This window comes from Bacillus coreaensis (assembly GCF_050586445.1).
Classification (GTDB): Bacteria; Bacillota; Bacilli; order Bacillales; family Cytobacillaceae; genus Robertmurraya_A; species Robertmurraya_A coreaensis.
Window position 1 is genome coordinate 63,198 of record NZ_JBOCCY010000005.1, and the last position, 20,789, is coordinate 83,986.

Below are 20,789 nucleotides of genomic sequence, written 5' to 3' on the forward strand. Positions count from 1 at the left end.
TGCAATGAGTTGGACGGGTATTGCCTTATTTATTCAGTTGTTTTTTGGCATCGTTATCGGACTCTATTTTTGGAACTTATTAAGAAGTCAACGGACACAAAAGGTGTCCATTGATAGGGAATCAAAAAAAGAAATGGACCAATTAAGAAAAATGAGATCCATTTCATTAACCGAGCCACTTTCAGAGCGTGTGAGACCGAGTACTTTTGATGATATTGTTGGTCAAGAAGACGGAATCAAATCGTTAAAAGCTGCACTATGTGGTCCAAATCCTCAACATGTGATCATTTATGGACCACCTGGAGTAGGAAAAACGGCAGCAGCTAGACTCGTTTTAGAGGAAGCAAAGAAAAATGCCAAATCTCCATTCCAATCTTCTTCTGTGTTTATTGAGTTAGATGCAACGACAGCTAGGTTTGATGAGAGAGGGATTGCTGATCCTCTTATCGGATCTGTCCATGACCCTATTTATCAGGGTGCAGGAGCAATGGGACAAGCTGGAATTCCGCAACCAAAGCAAGGAGCAGTAACAAATGCGCATGGTGGTGTATTATTCATTGATGAAATTGGAGAACTTCATTCGATTCAAATGAATAAGCTTTTAAAAGTACTAGAGGATCGCAAAGTATTTTTAGAGAGTGCGTATTATAGTGAAGAGAATACGCAAATACCAACGCATATTCATGATATATTTAAGAATGGATTACCAGCAGATTTTCGTTTAATTGGTGCTACAACGAGAACACCAAGTGAGATTCCTCCTGCGATTCGCTCTAGATGTATGGAGGTATTCTTCAGGGAGCTAAGTAGGGAAGAAATCTCTTCCATTGCAGAAAAGGCTGCAGAAAAGGTTAAGTTGAAAATTGGTGAAAAAGGAATTGCAACTCTAGCATCTTATGCTAGAAATGGTCGAGAGGCAGTAAATATGATCCAAATATCTGCTGGTCTTGCAATTACTGAGGATAGAGATTTTATAAAGGATGAAGACATTGAGTGGGTGATTCAATCCAGTCAGTTAACACCAAGAATGGAACAAAAAATTATGTCCTCTTCCACCATTGGACTTGTAAATGGACTAGCAGTGTACGGACCAAACTCTGGAGCATTGCTTGAAATCGAAGTAACGGTTATTCCTACAAAAGAAAAAGGTTCCATAAACATAACAGGCATAGTTGAGGAAGAAAGCATAGGTGGGCAAGGAAAATCAATAAGAAGAAAAAGTATGGCAAAAGGTTCAATTGAGAATGTTATAACTGTACTTCGTTCAATGGGAGTCCCTGCTGATGAATTTGATATACACGTCAACTTTCCAGGTGGAGTTCCGATTGATGGACCGTCTGCAGGGATTGCGATGGCAACAGGTATTTACTCAGCTATATACAAGCACCCAATTGACCATACGGTTGCTATGACGGGTGAAATTAGTATTCATGGAAATGTAAAGCCTATTGGCGGAGTATATCCAAAGGTAAAAGCTGCGAAAAAGGCTGGAGCTAGTAAAGTAATTATTCCCAAAGAGAATATCCAATCGATGCTTTACGAGATTAAAGATATTGAGATCATCCCAGTCAGCCATTTGTCTGAGGTGTTCGAACATGCTCTATTAAAGGAATACGCAAATGAAGAAGTAATCACAGCATCCATGCAAATACCGAAAAAAGAGAGTATTTAGTGGAATGAACAATAGAACTTCGGTTTGCAGTTTTGAGGAGCCGGAGTTTTTTGTTGGAAGCCAACGCTTTCATGATCATTATGATTGTTGCTTGTAATTAGACACTACAGGTTAAATACGATAGAATTGTACAAAGAATTCCTTTATTAAAAGAGGGAAAGAAAGCATTTGGAGGTGCAAGGTAATGGCGAAAAAGACAGAAATCATTGTCCCCCTCCTGCCACTTCGAGGTTTACTTGTTTATCCGACTATGGTTTTACACTTGGATGTCGGAAGAGAAAAATCAGTTCAAGCTCTCGAGAAGGCAATGGTAGATGACAGTTTAATCTTTTTAACAACACAGAAGGAGGTTTCGATTGACGAACCTCTAGAAGATGACTTGTATAAGATGGGAACACTTACGAAAGTCAAGCAAATGCTCAAGCTTCCAAACGGTACGATACGAGTACTTGTTGAAGGCTTAAAGCGAGCAGAGATTACTTCTTTTTTTGATGAAGACGATCACTACTCTGTTGAAATAAAAACATACGAGGATCCAGTTGAAAAAGATGCGGAATCACAAGCATTAATGAGAACAATGCTTGATTATTTTGAGCAGTACATAAAGATGTCTAAGAAAATCTCAGCAGAAACCTTCTCGACTGTAACGGATATAGAGGAACCGGGTAGAATGGCTGACATCATTTCTTCACATCTTCCTTTAAAACTAAAGGAAAAGCAGGAGATTCTAGAAACAATCGATGTGAAGGAAAGAATACAGAAGATCGTAGACATCATTCATAATGAAAAAGAAGTATTGAACCTAGAGAAAAAAATTGGCCAAAGAGTAAAAAAATCAATGGAGCGCACTCAAAAGGAATATTACTTGCGCGAACAGATGAAGGCCATTCAAAAAGAGCTAGGTGATAAAGAAGGTAAGACAGGAGAAGTAAGCGATCTTACTGAAAAAATCGAACAAGCTGGGATGCCAGAGCATGTAAAAGCAACAGCCCTGAAGGAGCTAGAAAGATATGAAAAGGTTCCTTCGAGCTCTGCAGAAAGTGCCGTTATCCGTAACTATATCGAATGGCTTTTAGCAATTCCTTGGTCGAAGGCAACGGAAGATGACCTAGATATTCATAAGGCGGAAAAAGTATTAAATAATGACCACTACGGTCTCGAGAAAGTGAAGGAAAGGGTTCTTGAGTACTTAGCTGTTCAGCAAATGACTAACTCATTGAAAGGGCCTATTCTTTGTTTGGCTGGTCCTCCGGGTGTTGGAAAAACAAGCTTAGCCCGTTCGATTGCGACGTCATTGAATAGAAATTTTGTGAGAATTTCTCTCGGTGGAGTAAGAGATGAGTCTGAAATTAGAGGTCACAGACGTACGTATGTAGGGGCAATGCCTGGTAGAATTATTCAAGGAATGAAAAAAGCAGGAACGATTAACCCTGTCTTCCTACTCGATGAAATCGATAAGATGTCAAGTGATTTCCGTGGTGATCCATCAGCAGCTATGCTTGAGGTGCTTGATCCTGAACAGAATCACAACTTCAGTGATCACTATATTGAGGAAACATATGACTTATCCAAAGTAATGTTTATTGCCACTGCAAATAATTTAGCAACCATTCCTGGTCCGCTTAGAGATCGAATGGAAATTATTACGATTGCTGGGTATACAGAGCTTGAGAAGATTCATATTGCAAAGGATCACTTGCTACCAAAACAAACAAAGGAGCATGGTCTAACGAAAACTCAGTTACAAATTCGAGAAGATGGCATTCAAAAAATCGTCCGTTACTACACTAGAGAAGCTGGTGTAAGAAGTCTAGAACGACAGTTAGCGACCATTTGCAGAAAAACAGCTAAGATTATCGTTTCAGGTGAAAAGAAAAAAGTCATTGTTTCTGAAAAAAATGTAGATGAATTTTTAGGAAAGCCAACCTTCCGCTATGGTCAAGCAGAACTTGAAGATCAAGTAGGAGTGGCAACTGGTCTTGCTTATACAACCGTGGGTGGAGATACCCTTCAAATTGAAGTATCATTGTCTCCCGGAAAAGGGAAGCTCATACTAACAGGGAAGCTTGGCGATGTGATGAAGGAGTCTGCCCAAGCAGCATTTAGTTATATTCGTTCAAAAGCTGAGGAACTTGGAATTGATCCAGACTTTCATGAGAAAAATGATATCCATATCCATGTCCCAGAAGGAGCGGTTCCGAAGGATGGACCTTCTGCAGGAATTACAATGGCAACGGCATTGGTCTCCGCTCTCACAGGGCGTGCCATCCGTAAAGAAGTAGGTATGACAGGTGAAATTACATTACGTGGTCGAGTCCTACCAATTGGGGGCCTAAAGGAGAAATCGTTAAGTGCTCATCGAGCGGGATTAACTAAAATTATTTGTCCAAAGGATAATGAAAGAGATATCGATGATATTCCTGAAAGTGTTCGTGAAGAATTACAGTTTGTTCTCGTGTCACATCTTGACCAAGTTTTAGAGCATGCTTTGACTGGCGGTGCCACTAGATGAAAGTAACAAGCTCTGAAATCGTCATTAGTGCTGTTAAGCCAGATCAGTACCCAGTTGAACCAATTCCTGAATTTGCCTTAGCTGGTCGCTCTAATGTAGGGAAATCATCATTTATTAACAAAATGCTCAACCGGAAAGGGTTAGCACGAATTTCTTCAAAGCCTGGTAAAACACAAACACTGAACTTTTATATCGTTAATGAAGTCCTTCATTTTGTAGACGTACCAGGATACGGCTATGCAAAGGTTTCAAAAAAGGAACGGGAAGCATGGGGGAAAATGCTTGAAACGTATTTAACGATGAGAGAGCAGCTTAAAGCTGTGTTATTAATTGTTGATTTACGTCACCCTCCAACGGCAGATGATATTATGATGTATGATTTCTTAAAGCATTACGAAATTCCATGCATTGTAATTGCCACAAAAGCTGATAAAATTTCTAAAACAAAAAGAGCACAGCATTTAAAAATCACAAAAGAAAAGCTCGAATTACACCCACATGATACAATCATTCAATTTTCTTCTGAAACAGGAGAAGGAAAAGATAAAGCGTGGGCAACCATTGAAAGCTATATGTAGAGCAAAACCGTCAGAACAAAATGTCTGACGGTTTTTTATGATAGTTATTTTTTTCGGATAAAGAGTAAGTAAAAGCCAATTATCACCAACACTACCGGCCAAGACTTCCAAGCAATCGATACGGTGTTTTCGAGAATACCAAGCCATGCGGTGAATTTATCGTAAAACAAAAGTAATAACGCAAGTATAAGAAATAATATCCCTTGGAAGAGTCCCGATCGGACCTTCTGGTAACGTAGTAAGAATCCAAGGGCAATAATGAGGATAAACGTTCCAATATGATTTGGCCATAATTGGAGATGGTTAATGATATGGAAATGCAGACCAAAGCCTGTAAGGATAACACCGGGCAGGATAGCCTCGTAATCCTTTGCCCCATAGCCTTGAGAGAGAAAGGAGACTCCAACGATTACCAGCAATGTTGGCCATGTGTAAAACTGTTGGAAAAGAGCGATGTTCGCCTGTTGTAAAAAGAAATAAACACCAAAACCGATAAGGATGATTCCAGGAAAGATTCGTTGATTTTTCATTAGCACCACTTCCAGTAAGGATTACTTGATAATCATTCTAATTTTTGTTAATGTACATATGGAGGCTTGTCGTAATATGACGAGCAAGCAAGGTTTACCAAATAATTATAATAGCATATTTGCATCACAGTTGATTAATTTTTGTTCACATTTTATTCAAATATAGTCATATTTCATTTTAATCTACAAAAATGGAACATGGTATAATTACTACTAGCAAACATGCAAATATTCTGGGGGGTGTATTTCGGTATGCATATATTAGTGATCGGTCTTAATTATAAAACTGCCCCTGTTGAAATTCGTGAGCGTTTGACATTTAACCCTGCACAACTAGGGGAAGCAATGAACGCTCTTAAAGAAAAAAAGAGTGTGTTAGAAAATGTAATTGTCTCTACTTGTAACCGAACAGAAATCTATGCGGTTGTTGATCAACTACACACTGGCAGATATTATATAAAAGAATTTCTTTCAGAATGGTTTTCGATTGAGCAAAGCGAATTTTCACCATATTTATTTATATACGAACATGACGGTGCAATGGAACACTTATTTAGTGTAACATGCGGATTGAACTCAATGGTATTAGGCGAGACACAAATTCTTGGTCAAGTTCGTACAAGCTTTTTATTAGCTCAAGAAAATGCAGCAGTTGGTACAGTATTTAACCAGTTATTCAAGCAAGCAGTAACCTTAGCTAAAAAAGCACATTCAGAGACAGATATTGGTGCAAATGCGGTATCAGTAAGTTATGCAGCGGTTGAACTAGCCAAGAAAATCTTTGGTTCCTTAAATAAAAAGCATGTGTTAATTCTTGGTGCAGGTAAGATGGGGGAACTTGCCATACAGCATCTACATGCAAATGGAGCAAGCAAGGTAACTGTTATTAATCGTACGTATGAAAAGGCTCAGAATTTAGCTGAGCGTTTCGAAGGTGAAGCTAAAACACTAGAAGAGCTTCAGTGTTCTTTAATTGATGCAGATATTTTAATAAGTTCAACAGGTGCAAAAGAATTTGTTATTACAAAAGATATGATGACTCAAGTAGAAAAGCTGCGTAAAGGAAAGCCTTTATTCATGGTTGATATTGCGGTACCACGTGACTTGGACCCAGCATTAGCTGAGCTTGAGAGTGTCTTCTTATATGATATAGATGATTTGGAAGGAATCGTTGAAGCGAACCTTCAAGAACGAAAACGTGCTGCTACACAAATTATGATGATGATTGAAGCAGAAATCGTTGAGTTTAAACAATGGCTAAATTTACTAGGGGTTGTCCCTATTATTTCTGCTTTACGTGAAAAAGCACTTACGATTCAATCCGGGACAATGGAAAGCTTAGAACGAAAGCTTCCTCATCTGTCTGAACGTGAATTTAAAGTATTAAATAAACATACGAAAAGTATTATTAATCAAATGCTTAAGGACCCAATCCTTCAAGCGAAGGAATTAGCGGCTCGAAAAGATTCAGAACAAGCGTTAGATTTGTTCGTGAAGATCTTTAACATTGATGAACTTGTAAAAGAGCAACAAGTTCCGAGAGAAGCGGAGCCAAATCGAGTGGTTCTAACAAACCCACAGCCTTCCTTTCAATCATAAAAGAGGAGAAGCGAATGTTTGACTACTATATGACAAGGCTGCATGAGCTGACCGTTGTCCTGTATGCTTTGAGTGTGCTCTTATATTTTATTGATTTCTTACACCATAACCGGAAGGCAAATCGTGTTGCCTTCTGGTTACTTGCATTTGTGTGGTTACTTCAAACGATGTTTTTATTTTTGTATATGCTAAAAACCGGCCGTTTCCCGGTACTTACCATATTTGAAGGGCTCTATTTTTATGCTTGGGTGTTAATTACTTTATCATTAGGAATCAATCGGTTACTTCGTGTTGATTTCATTGTGTTTTTTACAAATGTTTTGGGGTTTATCATTCTAGCTATTCATACGTTTGCACCAGTACAATTTGAATCTCATGTGATGGCCGAGCAGCTCATCTCAGAGCTTTTGTTGATTCATATAACACTTGCGATTCTTTCTTATGGCGCTTTTTCTCTTTCTTTTGTTTTCTCTTTTCTTTATTTGATTCAATACAATTTACTAAAGAAAAAGAAGTGGGGAGCTAGGCTGCTAAGAATTACTGATTTATCCAAGCTTGAGCATATGTCATATGTTTTAAATGTCATTGGTGTGCCTATGCTAATGCTAGCAGTCATTTTAGGAATTCAATGGGCATACTTGAAAATTCCTGAAATGTTTTGGTTAGATGCAAAGGTAATTGGCTCTTTCGGTGTACTGATTGCCTATAGCATTTATTTATACTTACGTGTTAGTAAGGAGCTGTACGGAAGGTCATTGGCTCTTTGGAATATTGCTTCATTCTTAATTGTTTTGATCAATTTCTTTTTAATCGGCAACTTATCATCCTTCCACTTTTGGTACACATAAGGATACATACATAGGAGGTTTACATGCGGAAAATTATAGTTGGCTCCAGACGAAGTAAGCTTGCACTTACACAAACAAACTGGGTGATTGAGCAGTTGAAGAAATTAGACCCATCCTTTGAATTTGAAGTAAAAGAAATTGTTACGAAGGGGGATAAAATCCTTGATGTAACACTATCTAAAGTTGGTGGAAAAGGGTTATTTGTTAAGGAAATTGAGCAGGCAATGCTTGATGAAGAAATAGATATGGCGGTACATAGTATGAAAGACATGCCAGCTGTCTTGCCGGAAGGTCTAATTATTGGTTGTATTCCATTTCGTGAGGATCATCGAGATGCACTTATCTCTAAAAACCACACGCCTATTAAAGAATTAAAGCCTGGTTCTGTTGTAGGCACAAGCAGTCTTCGTCGCAGTGCACAGCTTCTTGCGATCAGACCAGATCTTGAAATAAAGTGGATACGAGGAAATATTGATACACGATTAGCAAAATTAGAAACGGGAGAATATGACGCAATCATCTTAGCTGCTGCAGGCCTTTCCAGAATGGGATGGGCAAGTGAGGTAGTTTCAGAGTTTATTGATGATGAAGTATGTATCCCAGCAGTTGGTCAAGGTGCACTATCGATAGAATGCCGTGAAAGCGATGAGCAACTACTTAACTTATTATCTCGTTTTACTTGTATGAAAACCAAACAAGCGGTAACTGCCGAGAGAGCGTTTCTTCAAAAGATGGAAGGTGGATGTCAGGTCCCAATTGCGGGGTATGCAAAAGTTGAAGAAAACGGTGATATCTCTCTTACAGGGCTTGTTGCAACTCCAGATGGAAAAACTATCTTAAAGGAATCAGCTAGTGGACAAGATCCTGAAAAGTTAGGGGAGCTAGTGGCAGATGCATTAATTGCTAACGGAGGAAAAGCCTTAATTGACGCGGTGAAAGTGGAGCTTGATAGTGAATGAGTGATGACTACTCTCTCAATGGAATGAAGGTTCTTGTTCCGCGAGGAAAAAAGCATGCAAAACCATTTTCAGATTTAGTCAAGAAATATGGGGGGATTCCAGTGGAAATCCCTCTTATTTCCTTTCGACCAGTTGCTTCAGACAATCTGGCTATCTTCCTGCGTAAGAAACTACATAAATATGATTGGATCATTTTTACTAGTAATGTGACTGTAGAAACATTCTTTTCTTTTGACATCAACCCGACCGTCCTCGAGCATATACAGATTGCCGCTATTGGTGAAAAAACGGAGGAAGCCTTAGTTAGAAAAGGAGTAACTGTTGCCTTTAAGCCAAAAGAATATGTAGCTGAAGCTTTTGTTGAAGAATTCTCACCGCGTATAAACGCAAGGACGAATGTTCTAATTCCTAAAGGAAACTTAGCTAGAGAACTTATTTCTACTACCCTTGAAAAAAAGGGAGCCCATGTGGATGAACTAGTCATTTATGAAACGTTTTTTCCTGACAGCAGTCGGGATGCTTTAGTGAAGGCGTTAACAGAAAAGAAGATAGATATCATAAGTTTTACTAGTCCTTCGACAGTTGATCATTTTATGGCTGTTGTGAAAGAGATGAATATATTGTCTACTATTGATCATTGTCTTTTTATGTGTATTGGGCCTATTACTTTTCAACGGGCTAATGCGTTAGGATTACGTGTGGACGCCATGCCAGATACATATACAATTGATCATATGCTACAAAGTATGATGAAAATAATAAGAAAGAGGGAGAACAAATGAATCATTCATTTTCACGTCACCGTCGTTTACGAACTACAGCAATTTTGCGCACAATGGTTCGCGAAAACCATTTGCACCTTGAAGATTTGGTATATCCAATTTTTGTAGTAGAAGGTGAAAATATAAAAAATGCCATTCTATCTATGCCAGGAGTTTTTCAGCTATCATTGGATCAATTAAAAACTGAAATGGATGAAGTAGCAGCACTTGGGATTACGTCTGTCCTTTTATTTGGAATCCCAAATGAAAAAGATGAGTGCGGTACGGGTGCTTTCCATGATCATGGAATTGTACAGGAAGCGACTCGAGTCATAAAAGAACAGTATCCTGAAATTGTTGTTATTGCTGATACATGCTTGTGTGAATACACTAGTCATGGTCACTGTGGAGTAATTGAAGGTGGGAAAGTATTAAATGATCCATCATTGAAATTATTAGCAGATACAGCAGTTAGCCAAGCAAAAGCTGGAGCGGATATTATAGCTCCTTCAAATATGATGGACGGATTTGTTGCGGCTATAAGAGCAGGCTTAGATGAGGCCGGCTTTGAGGATATCCCAATTATGTCTTACGCTGTTAAATATGCTTCTTCTTTTTATGGACCATTTCGTGAAGCGGCTGAAAGCACACCTCAATTTGGAGATCGTAAAACGTATCAAATGGATCCAGCTAATCGAATGGAAGGCTTAAGAGAAGCGAATTCAGATGTACAGGAAGGAGCAGACTTCCTTATTGTGAAGCCTGGAATGCCATACCTGGATATTGTACGTGATATAAAGAATAATTTTCACTTGCCTGTCGTTGTCTATAATGTGAGTGGAGAATATTCAATGGTTAAAGCGGCTGCTCAGAACGGGTGGATTGATGAAAAGAATATTGTAATGGAAATGCTAACAGGTATGAAAAGAGCAGGTGCGGACCTTATTATCACTTATCATGCCAAAGATGCAGCAAGATGGTTAAAAGAAAACTAATATTTGATGAAACGAGGGATTCCTATGCGCTCTTATTCTAAATCTATTGAAGCTTTTGCTGAAGCAAAAACACTTATGCCTGGTGGTGTAAACAGTCCTGTTCGAGCGTTTAAATCGGTTAAAATGGATCCGATTTTTATGGAGAGAGGAAAAGGCTCGAAAATTTATGATATAGATGGAAACGAATATATTGACTATGTTTTGTCTTGGGGACCTTTAATCTTGGGGCATGCAAATGATCGTGTGGTTGAAGCGATTAAAAAGGTGGCAGAACTTGGTACAAGCTTTGGTGCTCCTAGTTTGATTGAAACGAAACTAGCTAAATTAGTAAAAGAAAGAGTTCCGTCTATTGAAATCGTTCGTATGGTTTCTTCAGGAACGGAAGCTACTATGAGTGCTCTGCGACTAGCTCGTGGATATACAGGGAGAAATAAAATCTTAAAATTTGAAGGTTGTTACCATGGTCACGGTGATTCTCTGTTAATAAAAGCAGGATCTGGGGTGGCGACATTAGGTCTTCCTGATAGCCCAGGTGTTCCAGAAGGGGTCGCAAAAAATACGATTACGGTTCCGTATAATGATTTGGAAAGTGTTCGCTATGCATTTGAGCAATTCGGCGATGATATTGCTGGAATCATAGTAGAGCCTGTTGCAGGAAATATGGGAGTTGTTCTACCTCAACCAGGATTTTTAGAGGGCCTTAGAGATATTACTACTCAATATGGGGCACTTTTAATATTTGATGAAGTAATGACCGGGTTTAGAGTTGGATATAACTGTGCACAAGGATATTTTGGGATTACTCCAGATTTAACTTGTCTTGGAAAAGTTATTGGTGGTGGGCTTCCTGTTGGAGCCTACGGAGGAAGAGCAGAAATTATGGAGCAAATCGCACCAAGTGGGCCAATATACCAGGCTGGAACCCTTTCTGGTAATCCTCTTGCTATGACAGCAGGATTAGAAACACTAAGTCAGCTAACACCAGATCATTATGAGGAGTTTGCGCGTAAAGCAGCATTACTTGAAGAGGGAATAAGAGCAGCTGCAGAAAAACACGATATTCCTCACACCATTAACCGTGTGGGTTCGATGGTTGGATTTTTCTTTACAAACGAAGCTGTTACAAACTACGAGCAAGCCAAAACATCAAATCTTGATTATTTCGCTACTTATTATCAAGAAATGGCAAACCAGGGAGTATTCTTACCACCTTCTCAATTTGAAGGAATGTTCCTTTCAACAGCTCATAGTAACGAAGATATTGAAAAAACAATCAAAGCCATTGAAATTGCCTTTTCTAAGCTAAGATAAATATAAGGATAGAGACTCTTTTGGGTCTCTTTTTTTTGTAAACACACACTTAGCGATTACTTTTATTCATAAAAATATTCACTAGTTCATAGAGTGATAATGACATAGTGATTAAACGTATAGGATATGAAGGGAGGAGTCGCTTTGTCTCAGGGTAACGAGTCGTGCTTGCGATTTTCATTAGAAGAATCGGTGTGGTTTCAAAAGGGACAGGAAGTAGAGGAGTTAGTTTCTATTTCACTTGACCCAAATATTACGATTCATGAAAACGAACAATATGTCACCATTCAAGGTGCATTAGAATTAACAGGGGAATATCAGCGTTACAATGATGGCACTAATGAGGAGGAGGATTTGTTTACTGCTCCGAAGTTCGTTCATCATGTGGAGGAGAGGGAAGAGGGACTTTATGAGTTTTCACACCGTTTTCCGGTAGATATAACCATTCCTAATAACCGTATTCAAAGCATTGATGACATCCATGTTGAAGTGGAAAGCTTTGATTATCTTTTCCAAGAAAGAAGCTGTATGAAGCTAACTGCCGATTTAACGATTACGGGTCTTTATGGTGATCAGCAACACAAACCAGTACATGAAGATGCAGAAGTGGAGGAAGTTCAACTTGAGGTTGCTTACCGAGAAGCAACCGTTGATGAGATAGATGAAAATGTTGAATTATCTAATGAGCTTCGTACAGAACTACAAGAGGAACCAACGATTTTGGAACATGAGTATGAACCGTTCGCTGTGGAAGCGAGAAAATCAGCAGATGACACAGAGGAAAAAGTGGTTTCAATAAATAAAGCGGTTGATCTTTTTGAAGCACCACAACTTCCTGTGAACGAAGCAAAGGAGCCTGAAATTACTTTTTCAGCAGCTCGAAGTGAAGGACCTCAAGAGCTTGCAGAAGAAATTGTTGAGGAGGCACCAGAGGTTGAGCTTCAGCCTCTACCAGAAGCCGAACTTCAGCCACAACCAGTGACAGAAATTCAACCACAAGCAGAAAGCCAGCCAGAAACGGAAGAAGAATCTTCTTCTTCACCTCCTCAACCTAAGATTAAGAAAAAGAAATCTTCAAAAAAGGGGATGTCTTTAACCGAGTTTTTTGCTCGAAAAGAGGAGACGGAAGACCTAACAAAACTTCGTGTAGCCATTGTTCAAAGCGGAGAAACGGTCGAACAATTAGCGGGACGTTACGAAGTACCTGTACAACAATTACTTAAGGTAAACCATCTTGAGTTAAATCAAGATATATACGAAGGGCAAGTACTTTATATACCTATTCCTATTGCCCATAAATAGAAGAACAACCATTGGGCAGGTGAAAACTCCTGCCCTTGTTGTTTTTAATGGAAGGGTTGAGCCTCCTTGTCGAATGTTAATTATTTGCAGCAAATGGAGCCGGTGTTAAAAAATTACGGCGTAAAGCCACACTTTATTGAGAGATTTGGGAAAATATATCGTGTTTATAGTGATAAAGGAGTATTTGCTCTAAAAAAGATAGCTCCTAAACACGGAACCGATTTTATTAGGCATATCCAATATCTCTATCAGAAAGGATACAATCGGATTGTCCCTGTTTATCCAACAGTTGATGGACGCTATGCGGTTTTGCATAATCAAGCGTTATATTACCTTATGCCATGGTTACCCAATGAGGAAAAAGAAAACAGGAATGAAAGAAATCAACAGCTCTTTCGGGAGCTAGCAAGGCTTCATACATTGTCCCTTCATGAAGTGACCATTGATCCCAAAGAAAAAGAGGAACATTATACGTCTCTTTCATCACTTTGGGATAAAGAGACGGAATTTATTGAAGGCTATATTGAAGCGTGTGAAGGAAAACAATATATGTCCCCTACCGAACTTTTGTTTTGCTTGTATTACAATGACATTCGTCAAGCACTAACATATTCCAAAAACAAGCTAAAAGAATGGTTCGAGCTAACAAAGGAAGAAACGAAGGCTAGGGCGGTAGTGGTTCATGGTAAGATCTCTTCTGAGCATTTTCTCTATGACGATAGAGGTTATGGATACTTTATTAATCTTGAAGGCAGCAGAGAAGGAGCTGCTATTCATGATATTTTACCTTTTTTATCAAGACTGTTAAATACCTTTCCAAAGCGTTGCGATGACTGCATAGACTGGTTATATGTGTATTTAAAGTACTTTCCATTAAAAGATGACGAAATGCTTTTATTATTAGGGTATTTTGCTCACCCTGGCCCCGTGTTAAGGGTGGTAGAAGAGTATTATAAATCAAAAGAACATAATGAAAGAAAATTCGTTCAAAGGCTACAGAAACAATTTTGGTTATTAAAAAATTCTGAGTACGTTGTCATGCGTATTGAGGAAATTGAAAGACAAAAAAAACAAGCTGCAGCAGCAGCTCAAAGTAACGAGGGAGCCCAAAGTTAATGGGCTCCCTAAATAAATTCAAAGTGAAATGCAATAGCTAGAGCAATGAGTATGGCTAGAAACAATACATCAAATGTTGTTGGAAGAAAAATGGTTCGAATTCCTTGAAAGATGCAAAAAGGGAGAATGAATTGTCTGCATACGCCTCTCACAGTCCTTAACCATGGTGGTAATGTATAAGGATTATACCTTCTTTTCACACCAATCCCTCCTATGTTCATAAAGTAAAACCATAGACGATAGTAAAAAAATGCTTCTTCCATTACTCTATGTATGGTTATAAAAAAATATGGGTATCCTTATTGACGTTAACATACTTTTTTATGTAGTATATGGAGTATAAAATGAAGATTCACATCTTTAAACTTACATAATTGAATACTGAAATCTGCTTTGAAAGGGAAGAGTAGGTTGGTTACTCGCTTTAAGAGAGGGAAACTCGCGTCTGAAAGGTTTTCTAAGCGTTCCAATTGAAGGTCGCCCTTGAGCATCTTTTACGAACAGCTATGCTTTGTAGTGAAAGACGGGAAGTCCGTTATCTATTTTAAGAGCCAATCATGGTTGTTTATTGATTGGAAAAAAGGTGGTACCGCGAAGCAAACTCCATTCGTCCTTTTTAGACGATTGGAGTTTTTTTGTATTTAGCTTAGGAGGGAACAAAATGGAAACAAATGAATTAACAATGCCAACCAAATATGACCCAAATACGATTGAACGTGGTCGATACGATTGGTGGCTAAAGGGAAAATACTTTCAAGCACTTAATGACCAAGAGAAAGAGCCATATACAATCGTTATTCCACCACCAAACGTAACAGGAAAGCTACACTTAGGGCATGCTTGGGATACCACCTTGCAGGATATTCTTACGAGAATGAAACGTATGCAAGGGTATGATGTATTGTGGTTGCCAGGAATGGACCACGCTGGTATTGCAACACAAGCAAAGGTAGAAGAAAAGCTCCGTGCCGAAGGAAAAAGTCGATATGATCTTGGTCGTGAGGCATTTGTAGAAGAAACTTGGAAGTGGAAAGAAGAGTATGCGAGTCATATTCGTGAGCAGTGGTCAAAGTTAGGTCTAGGTCTTGACTACAGCAGAGAGCGTTTCACGCTGGATGAAGGCTTGTCGAAAGCAGTAAGAGAGGTTTTCGTTTCTTTATATAAAAAGGGTCTTATCTACAGAGGAGAGTATATAATCAATTGGGATCCAGCAACAAAAACAGCGCTTTCTGATATTGAAGTTATTTATAAGGATGTTCAAGGTGCTTTCTACCATATGAAATATCCTTTAAGTGACGGCTCAGGATTCATTGAAGTGGCAACCACAAGACCAGAAACCATGCTTGGTGACACGGCAGTTGCTGTTCATCCTGAGGATGAGAGATATAAGGACTTGATTGGTAAAACAGTTATTTTGCCAATTGTTGGTCGTGAAATCCCGATCGTTGGTGATGACTATGTAGATATGGAATTTGGTTCAGGCGCAGTGAAAATAACTCCGGCACATGACCCGAATGACTTTGAAATTGGAAATAGACATCATCTTGAACGTGTACTTGTGATGAACGAAGACGGTACGATGAATGCGAATGCTGGTAAATACCAAGGGTTAGACCGTTTCGAGTGTCGTAAGCAAATTGTTAAAGATCTTCAAGCAGATGACGTATTATTTAAAATTGAAGAGCATTTGCACTCAGTTGGGCACTCAGAAAGAAGTGGTGCAGTTGTTGAGCCATATTTATCAACACAGTGGTTCGTTAAAATGCAACCTTTAGCAGATGAAGCAATTGCCTTACAAAAAAAAGAAGATAAAGTGAATTTTGTTCCTGACCGATTTGAGAACACGTACCTGCGCTGGATGGAAAACATTCGTGACTGGTGTATTTCTCGCCAGCTTTGGTGGGGCCACCGTATTCCAGCGTGGTATCACAAACAAACAGGAGAGGTGCTCGTTGATCATGAGCCTCCTGCAGATATTGAAAACTGGGAACAGGATAAGGACGTATTAGATACATGGTTCAGTTCTGCTCTTTGGCCGTTTTCAACGATGGGCTGGCCAGATATCGAATCAAGTGATTACAAGCGTTACTATCCAACCGGATGTCTTGTAACTGGTTACGATATTATCTTTTTCTGGGTATCTAGAATGATCTTCCAAGGCTTGGAATTCACAGGAGAACGCCCATTTAAAGATGTCCTTATTCACGGACTTGTTCGAGATGCGGAAGGACGGAAAATGAGTAAGTCACTTGGAAATGGTGTGGACCCGATGGAAGTAATTGATAAGTATGGAGCAGACTCATTGCGTTATTTCTTATCAACCGGTAGCTCTCCAGGGCAAGATTTACGTTATAGCACGGAAAAGGTAGAAGCAACTTGGAACTTTGCTAATAAAATCTGGAATGCCTCGCGTTTTGCTTTAATGAATATGGACGGTTTAACATATGAACAAATTGACTTAAGTGGTGAAAAGTCTGTAGCGGATAAATGGATTTTAACAAGACTGAATGAAACCATTGAAACCGTAACAAGACTATCAGATCGATATGAATTTGGTGAGGTAGGTCGTGTTCTATACAACTTCATTTGGGATGACTTCTGTGATTGGTATATCGAAATGGCGAAGCTTCCACTTTATGGTGAGGATGAAGCGGCAAAATTAACAACAAGATCTATATTAGCTTATGTACTTGATCAAACGATGAGGCTTCTACACCCCTTCATGCCTTTTATCACAGAAGAAATCTGGCAGAACCTTCCTCATAAAGGAGAGTCAATTACGGTTGCATCATGGCCAGTAGTAAGTGAGGAATTAAATGATCATCAAGCTGCTTCTGATATGAAGCTGTTGGTTGAGATTATTCGTTCTGTTCGAAATATCCGTGCGGAAGTAAATACTCCGCTAAGCAAAAAAATCAACATGATTGTAAAAGGTAAAGACGACATGATCTCTGCTGTGTTGGAAAAGAACCGTGCATATATTGAGCGTTTCTGTAATCCTGCAGAATTAGTCATTGGGACGGTAGTTGATGAGCCAGAGAAGGCGATGACAGCTGTTGTAACAGGAGCAGAAATTATTCTTCCACTAGCTGGACTAATAAATATAGAGGAAGAAATTGCTCGACTAGGAAAGGAATACGCTAAGCTTACCCAAGAGGTAGAACGTGTTCAAAAGAAACTCAGCAATGAAGGTTTTGTAAAGAAGGCTCCTGAAAAAGTAATTAATGAAGAGCGTGCAAAAGAGAAAGACTACATGGAAAAACGAGCACTTGTAGAAACACGTTTAAATGAATTAAAAGGACTATAATATTTAGTGGGACGAATCTAAAATAGATTCGTCCCACTAAATTATGAAAGGTGAACCATCATGTTTTTGACCTATGAAGAAGCAGTGGCATGGATTCATGCTAGATTAAGGCTCGGAATCAAGCCGGGGCTTACAAGAATGGAATGGATGATGGACAGGCTTGGTCATCCAGAAAAACATTTTCACTCCGTACATATTGGGGGGACGAACGGAAAAGGTTCGACTGTTACATTTTTGAGATCCATTTTAGAAGAACAGGGCTATACGATTGGCACCTTTACTTCCCCATATTTTGAGCAATTTAACGAACGAATTAGTGTAAATGGAAAGCCTATTTCTAACGATGATATTGTTCGTTTAGTCAATATAATAAAACCTTTAAGTGATGAACTTGAGCAAACGGAACTAGGGGCACCAACGGAATTTGAGGTCATTACAGCTATGTCACTCTATTATTTTGGTGAGTTGTGCTCGGTTGATCTGGTACTATATGAGGTCGGGCTAGGTGGACGGTTTGACTCAACAAATATTATAAATCCGGTTCTGTCGATAATTACTAGCATTGGTCTTGACCATACTGCCATCTTAGGTGAGACCCATGAGAAAATTGCATTTGAAAAAGCTGGAATTATTAAGCCGCATGTACCTATTATTACAGCTGTACACCAAACAGAGGCCTTACAAGTAATAAAAAAGAAAGCATTGAAAGAGAATGCAGATTGTTTTGTATTAGGGGAAGACTTTCATGTTCACAACCATCAGTCATTAACAAATGGTGAAGAGTTTGATTGGAAGATGGCTGATAAAAACTGGCCTTCAATTCAAACGACGATGATAGGTAAACATCAAATCGAAAATGCTTCTTTAGCGATTATGGCTGCTCAGCTATTAAATGATACGAAGCAATTTGTCATTGATTTCACATCTATTATAAAGGGCATAAAAAAAGCCTATTGGCCAGGGAGATTTGAAGTAGTAAGTAATGACCCGACGATTATTATTGATGGAGCTCATAACGAAGAGGGAATTCACACATTGGTCCGTGAAGCGAAGAAACGCTACAGTGATAAGGAAATCCATATCGTTTTTGCGGCGTTAAGAGATAAAAAGCTAGATGGAATGATTCAAGAGTTAGATGGAATCGCTTCTCAAATTACCTTCGTATCCTTTGATTTTCCACGTGCAGCAACCAGCAAGGAACTCTATTCGATTAGTTTGTCTGAAAATAAAAAAGAAAACATGGATTGGGAGCTAAGTATTGAAGAGAACTTACTCCATCTAAGGGAGAATCAAGTGCTTATTATTACGGGGTCGCTATATTTCTTAGCAGAGGTTAAACCCAAATTACTAAAGCTACTAGAATCAATGTAAAATAAACTATGACAAATATCTGAATCTTTGATAAACTTAACGTAAATGTAAGTCTTTTCACCCATTAATAAAGGAGGAGGAAGGAATTGGATCCAAAAGCAAAGAAAATTATTTGGATATCTTGGCTATCAATTGTACCAATTGGGCTCTATTTAACATATTCCTTTTTCCCACCATTAATTAGTGGGGTAGATTTAGATCTATTAGCTTTTCTTTTGCTAATCTCTTTCGTTGCATCTGTCCCAATGGTTGTAAATAATACTCCTATTTTTCTTATTCAATGGGTATCATTGGCGGTTTTTCTAACATTTGGATTATTTTATGAAATGATTCTTGTGCAATTTGGTATCATTGTCCTTTTAATTAAACTTCGTGTCACGAAACAGCAATTATATCGTTTTCCTCTTAATTCACTTATGTTTTTTATTTGCTCGTTATTTAGTGGAGTGATTTATTATGCTTTAGGTGGCGTTCATGGCATTGCTTTGGTAGAGAATCCGAAGCTGCTACTGATTGCGATTACTTATGCAGTCGTAAATTACGCTCTCAATCAGTTGATTCTATCGGGTATAAGATATGCTTTGTTTAAGCAAAAACAGCAGTACTTTGGTAAGGATTTTATCTGGGAGACTATTACATCTACCCTTACTTTGCCTATAGGGCTAGTTCTATACACGTTATATATCGAGGTGGGCGTTGTGGCTCTATTATTTGTTGGAGTCCCGTTTGCTAGTTTATCGATCATATTAAACCTCTACTACTCCACAGAAAAGGTGAATAGTTATCTCCAAAAAGCGGCAGAAATTGGACATGAGCTTGCTGAAAGACTTGATGTGGACGGAGTATTAGGACTCTTTTTACAAAAATTAAAAACCCTGCTTCCAGTAGATGAAGCATTTGTGTTTGATAAAGAGAATGGTCAATTGCACATCATTCGGATGGAGAGAAACCATGAAGAGTTTCGATCCTTCAATACCATGAAACCTTTAAAAAAAGGAGAAGGAATTGGTGGGAAGGTTTGGGCAGATAAGAATGCTCTTATTTTCTCGAGCAGCAAAGAGTGGAAACCTATAACAAAGGAACCGGTTTCTCTGAATATGGAGAGTGTACTTTGCGTTCCTATTGTTAAAAGCAACGAGGCGGTTGGAATCTTATTGCTAGCTTCTTCTGAAAAAAGGGCGTACGAAAAATCACAGCTAATGATTCTTGAAATTTTATGCTCTTATTTAGCGGTAGCGGTGGAGAATGCGAGACATTATGAGAAGACAAAAGAAATTAGTGAGCGGTGCGCACTTACTAATCTGTACAACTATCGATACTTAGATAATGAGCTGCAAGTAGAGTACGCGAAGTTGATGGCTACTGAAAGAAAGAAAATTTCTCTTATTTTGTTAGATATCGATCATTTTAAGTCAGTAAATGACACATATGGGCACCAAAGTGGGAATGAAATTTTAAGAGAATTAGCTGGTCGATTAGAGAATTTAGTCGAAAAAAAGGGAACGGTTGCGAGATATGGTGGAGAGGAATTTACGATACTTTTACCTGATGTAGATAAGCAAGAGGCTCTCAAACTGGCTGAGCTTGTACGATTAACGATAGCTAATTGGCCATTTACCCTTGAACAACATATTTCGGAGAAAAATAAAAAGCTACTAGTAAACATTACAGCATCAATTGGAGTAGCCACATCCCCGGATGATGCGGAAGATCCTCAATCATTAATACGACACGCGGACCGTGCATTATATGTAGGTGCGAAGCGTGCGGGAAGAAATAGAGTAGCTCAATACGTAAAATAAAATAGAAATTACAAAAATAACCAAGAAATTTGGCGAAATCATTCCATGACAAGACGACAAAAGTCTTGTTATTTTTTTTGTACTCTATGATAGGATGAAACAAGCACTCATCTTCGAAGGAGGCAA

The 20,789-nt window shown here is 38.7% G+C and carries 16 protein-coding genes and 1 other annotated feature; of the genes, 14 read left to right on the forward strand and 2 right to left on the reverse strand.

The genetic code is table 11. The features are described from left to right. Positions 1-4: 4 nt before the first annotated feature. The 3 genes from lonB (at position 5) to yihA (ending at position 4,762) form a co-directional block, all read left to right on the forward strand. Positions 5-1,672 (forward strand): ATP-dependent protease LonB, encoded by a 1,668-nt coding sequence (gene lonB / locus ACQ5H4_RS09545; RefSeq protein ID WP_430774716.1) that lies wholly within the window; start codon positions 5-7, stop codon positions 1,670-1,672. 184 nt (positions 1,673-1,856) lie between these two features. Continuing rightward, a complete protein-coding gene (lon, locus tag ACQ5H4_RS09550; protein WP_430774717.1) occupies positions 1,857-4,184 on the forward strand; it encodes an endopeptidase La in 2,328 nt (775 codons plus the stop codon). Beyond that, positions 4,181-4,762: a ribosome biogenesis GTP-binding protein YihA/YsxC gene (gene yihA, locus ACQ5H4_RS09555; RefSeq protein ID WP_119709293.1), complete on the forward strand. Its 582-nt coding sequence runs from the start codon at positions 4,181-4,183 to the stop codon at positions 4,760-4,762. The genes lon and yihA overlap by 4 nt, the downstream gene beginning before the upstream one ends. 44 nt (positions 4,763-4,806) lie before the next feature. On the opposite strand, the gene ACQ5H4_RS09560 is transcribed toward yihA, so the two are convergent. Then, positions 4,807-5,292 (reverse strand): LiaI-LiaF-like domain-containing protein, encoded by a 486-nt coding sequence (locus ACQ5H4_RS09560; protein WP_430774718.1) that lies wholly within the window; start codon positions 5,290-5,292, stop codon positions 4,807-4,809. Between the two features lie 252 nt (positions 5,293-5,544). Between ACQ5H4_RS09560 and hemA the strand changes: the two genes are divergently transcribed. From hemA to ysxE, 8 genes are all read left to right on the forward strand, one after another. Beyond that, positions 5,545-6,891, forward strand: a complete 1,347-nt coding sequence (hemA, locus tag ACQ5H4_RS09565) for a glutamyl-tRNA reductase (protein ID WP_430774719.1) — start codon at positions 5,545-5,547, stop codon at positions 6,889-6,891. 14 nt (positions 6,892-6,905) lie between these two features. After that, on the forward strand, positions 6,906-7,739 hold the full coding sequence (locus ACQ5H4_RS09570) for a cytochrome C assembly family protein (RefSeq protein ID WP_430774720.1): 834 nt from the start codon (positions 6,906-6,908) through the stop codon (positions 7,737-7,739). A gap of 23 nt (positions 7,740-7,762) precedes the next feature. After that, positions 7,763-8,698: a hydroxymethylbilane synthase gene (gene hemC / locus ACQ5H4_RS09575; RefSeq protein ID WP_430774721.1), complete on the forward strand. Its 936-nt coding sequence runs from the start codon at positions 7,763-7,765 to the stop codon at positions 8,696-8,698. Beyond that, positions 8,695-9,480 (forward strand): uroporphyrinogen-III synthase, encoded by a 786-nt coding sequence (locus tag ACQ5H4_RS09580; protein ID WP_430774722.1) that lies wholly within the window; start codon positions 8,695-8,697, stop codon positions 9,478-9,480. The genes hemC and ACQ5H4_RS09580 overlap by 4 nt, the downstream gene beginning before the upstream one ends. Next, the gene (gene hemB / locus ACQ5H4_RS09585) at positions 9,477-10,454 is read left to right on the forward strand and encodes a porphobilinogen synthase (protein WP_430774723.1); all 978 of its coding nucleotides are present in this window, start codon (positions 9,477-9,479) and stop codon (positions 10,452-10,454) included. Before ACQ5H4_RS09580 ends, hemB begins: the two co-directional genes overlap by 4 nt. Before the next feature lie 24 nt (positions 10,455-10,478). Further along, positions 10,479-11,765, forward strand: coding sequence for a glutamate-1-semialdehyde 2,1-aminomutase (hemL, locus tag ACQ5H4_RS09590; RefSeq protein WP_430774724.1), 1,287 nt, complete (start codon positions 10,479-10,481; stop codon positions 11,763-11,765). A gap of 144 nt (positions 11,766-11,909) precedes the next feature. Further along, positions 11,910-13,067, forward strand: coding sequence for a stage VI sporulation protein D (spoVID, locus tag ACQ5H4_RS09595; protein WP_430774725.1), 1,158 nt, complete (start codon positions 11,910-11,912; stop codon positions 13,065-13,067). Positions 13,068-13,133: 66 nt separating this feature from the next. After that, positions 13,134-14,183 carry a spore coat protein YsxE gene (ysxE, locus tag ACQ5H4_RS09600; RefSeq protein WP_430774726.1) on the forward strand — a complete coding sequence of 350 codons (1,050 nt, stop codon included), beginning with the start codon at positions 13,134-13,136 and terminating at the stop codon, positions 14,181-14,183. Positions 14,184-14,191: 8 nt separating this feature from the next. On the opposite strand, the gene ACQ5H4_RS09605 is transcribed toward ysxE, so the two are convergent. Continuing rightward, complete coding sequence (locus tag ACQ5H4_RS09605) at positions 14,192-14,383, reverse strand: hypothetical protein (protein WP_371321643.1); 192 nt, start codon at positions 14,381-14,383, stop codon at positions 14,192-14,194. A 184-nt stretch (positions 14,384-14,567) separates the two neighbouring features. Then, positions 14,568-14,801, forward strand: a binding site (T-box leader). A 43-nt stretch (positions 14,802-14,844) separates the two neighbouring features. On the opposite strand from ACQ5H4_RS09605, the gene ACQ5H4_RS09610 reads away from it, so the two are divergent. The 3 genes from ACQ5H4_RS09610 (at position 14,845) to ACQ5H4_RS09620 (ending at position 20,663) form a co-directional block, all read left to right on the forward strand. After that, entirely contained in the window at positions 14,845-17,490 is a 2,646-nt protein-coding gene (locus tag ACQ5H4_RS09610; RefSeq protein WP_430774727.1) for a valine--tRNA ligase, read from the forward strand. Positions 17,491-17,550: 60 nt separating this feature from the next. After that, positions 17,551-18,861 carry a bifunctional folylpolyglutamate synthase/dihydrofolate synthase gene (locus ACQ5H4_RS09615; protein ID WP_430774728.1) on the forward strand — a complete coding sequence of 437 codons (1,311 nt, stop codon included), beginning with the start codon at positions 17,551-17,553 and terminating at the stop codon, positions 18,859-18,861. 86 nt (positions 18,862-18,947) lie between these two features. Then, a complete protein-coding gene (locus ACQ5H4_RS09620; protein WP_430774729.1) occupies positions 18,948-20,663 on the forward strand; it encodes a diguanylate cyclase domain-containing protein in 1,716 nt (571 codons plus the stop codon). Positions 20,664-20,789: the final 126 nt, after the last annotated feature.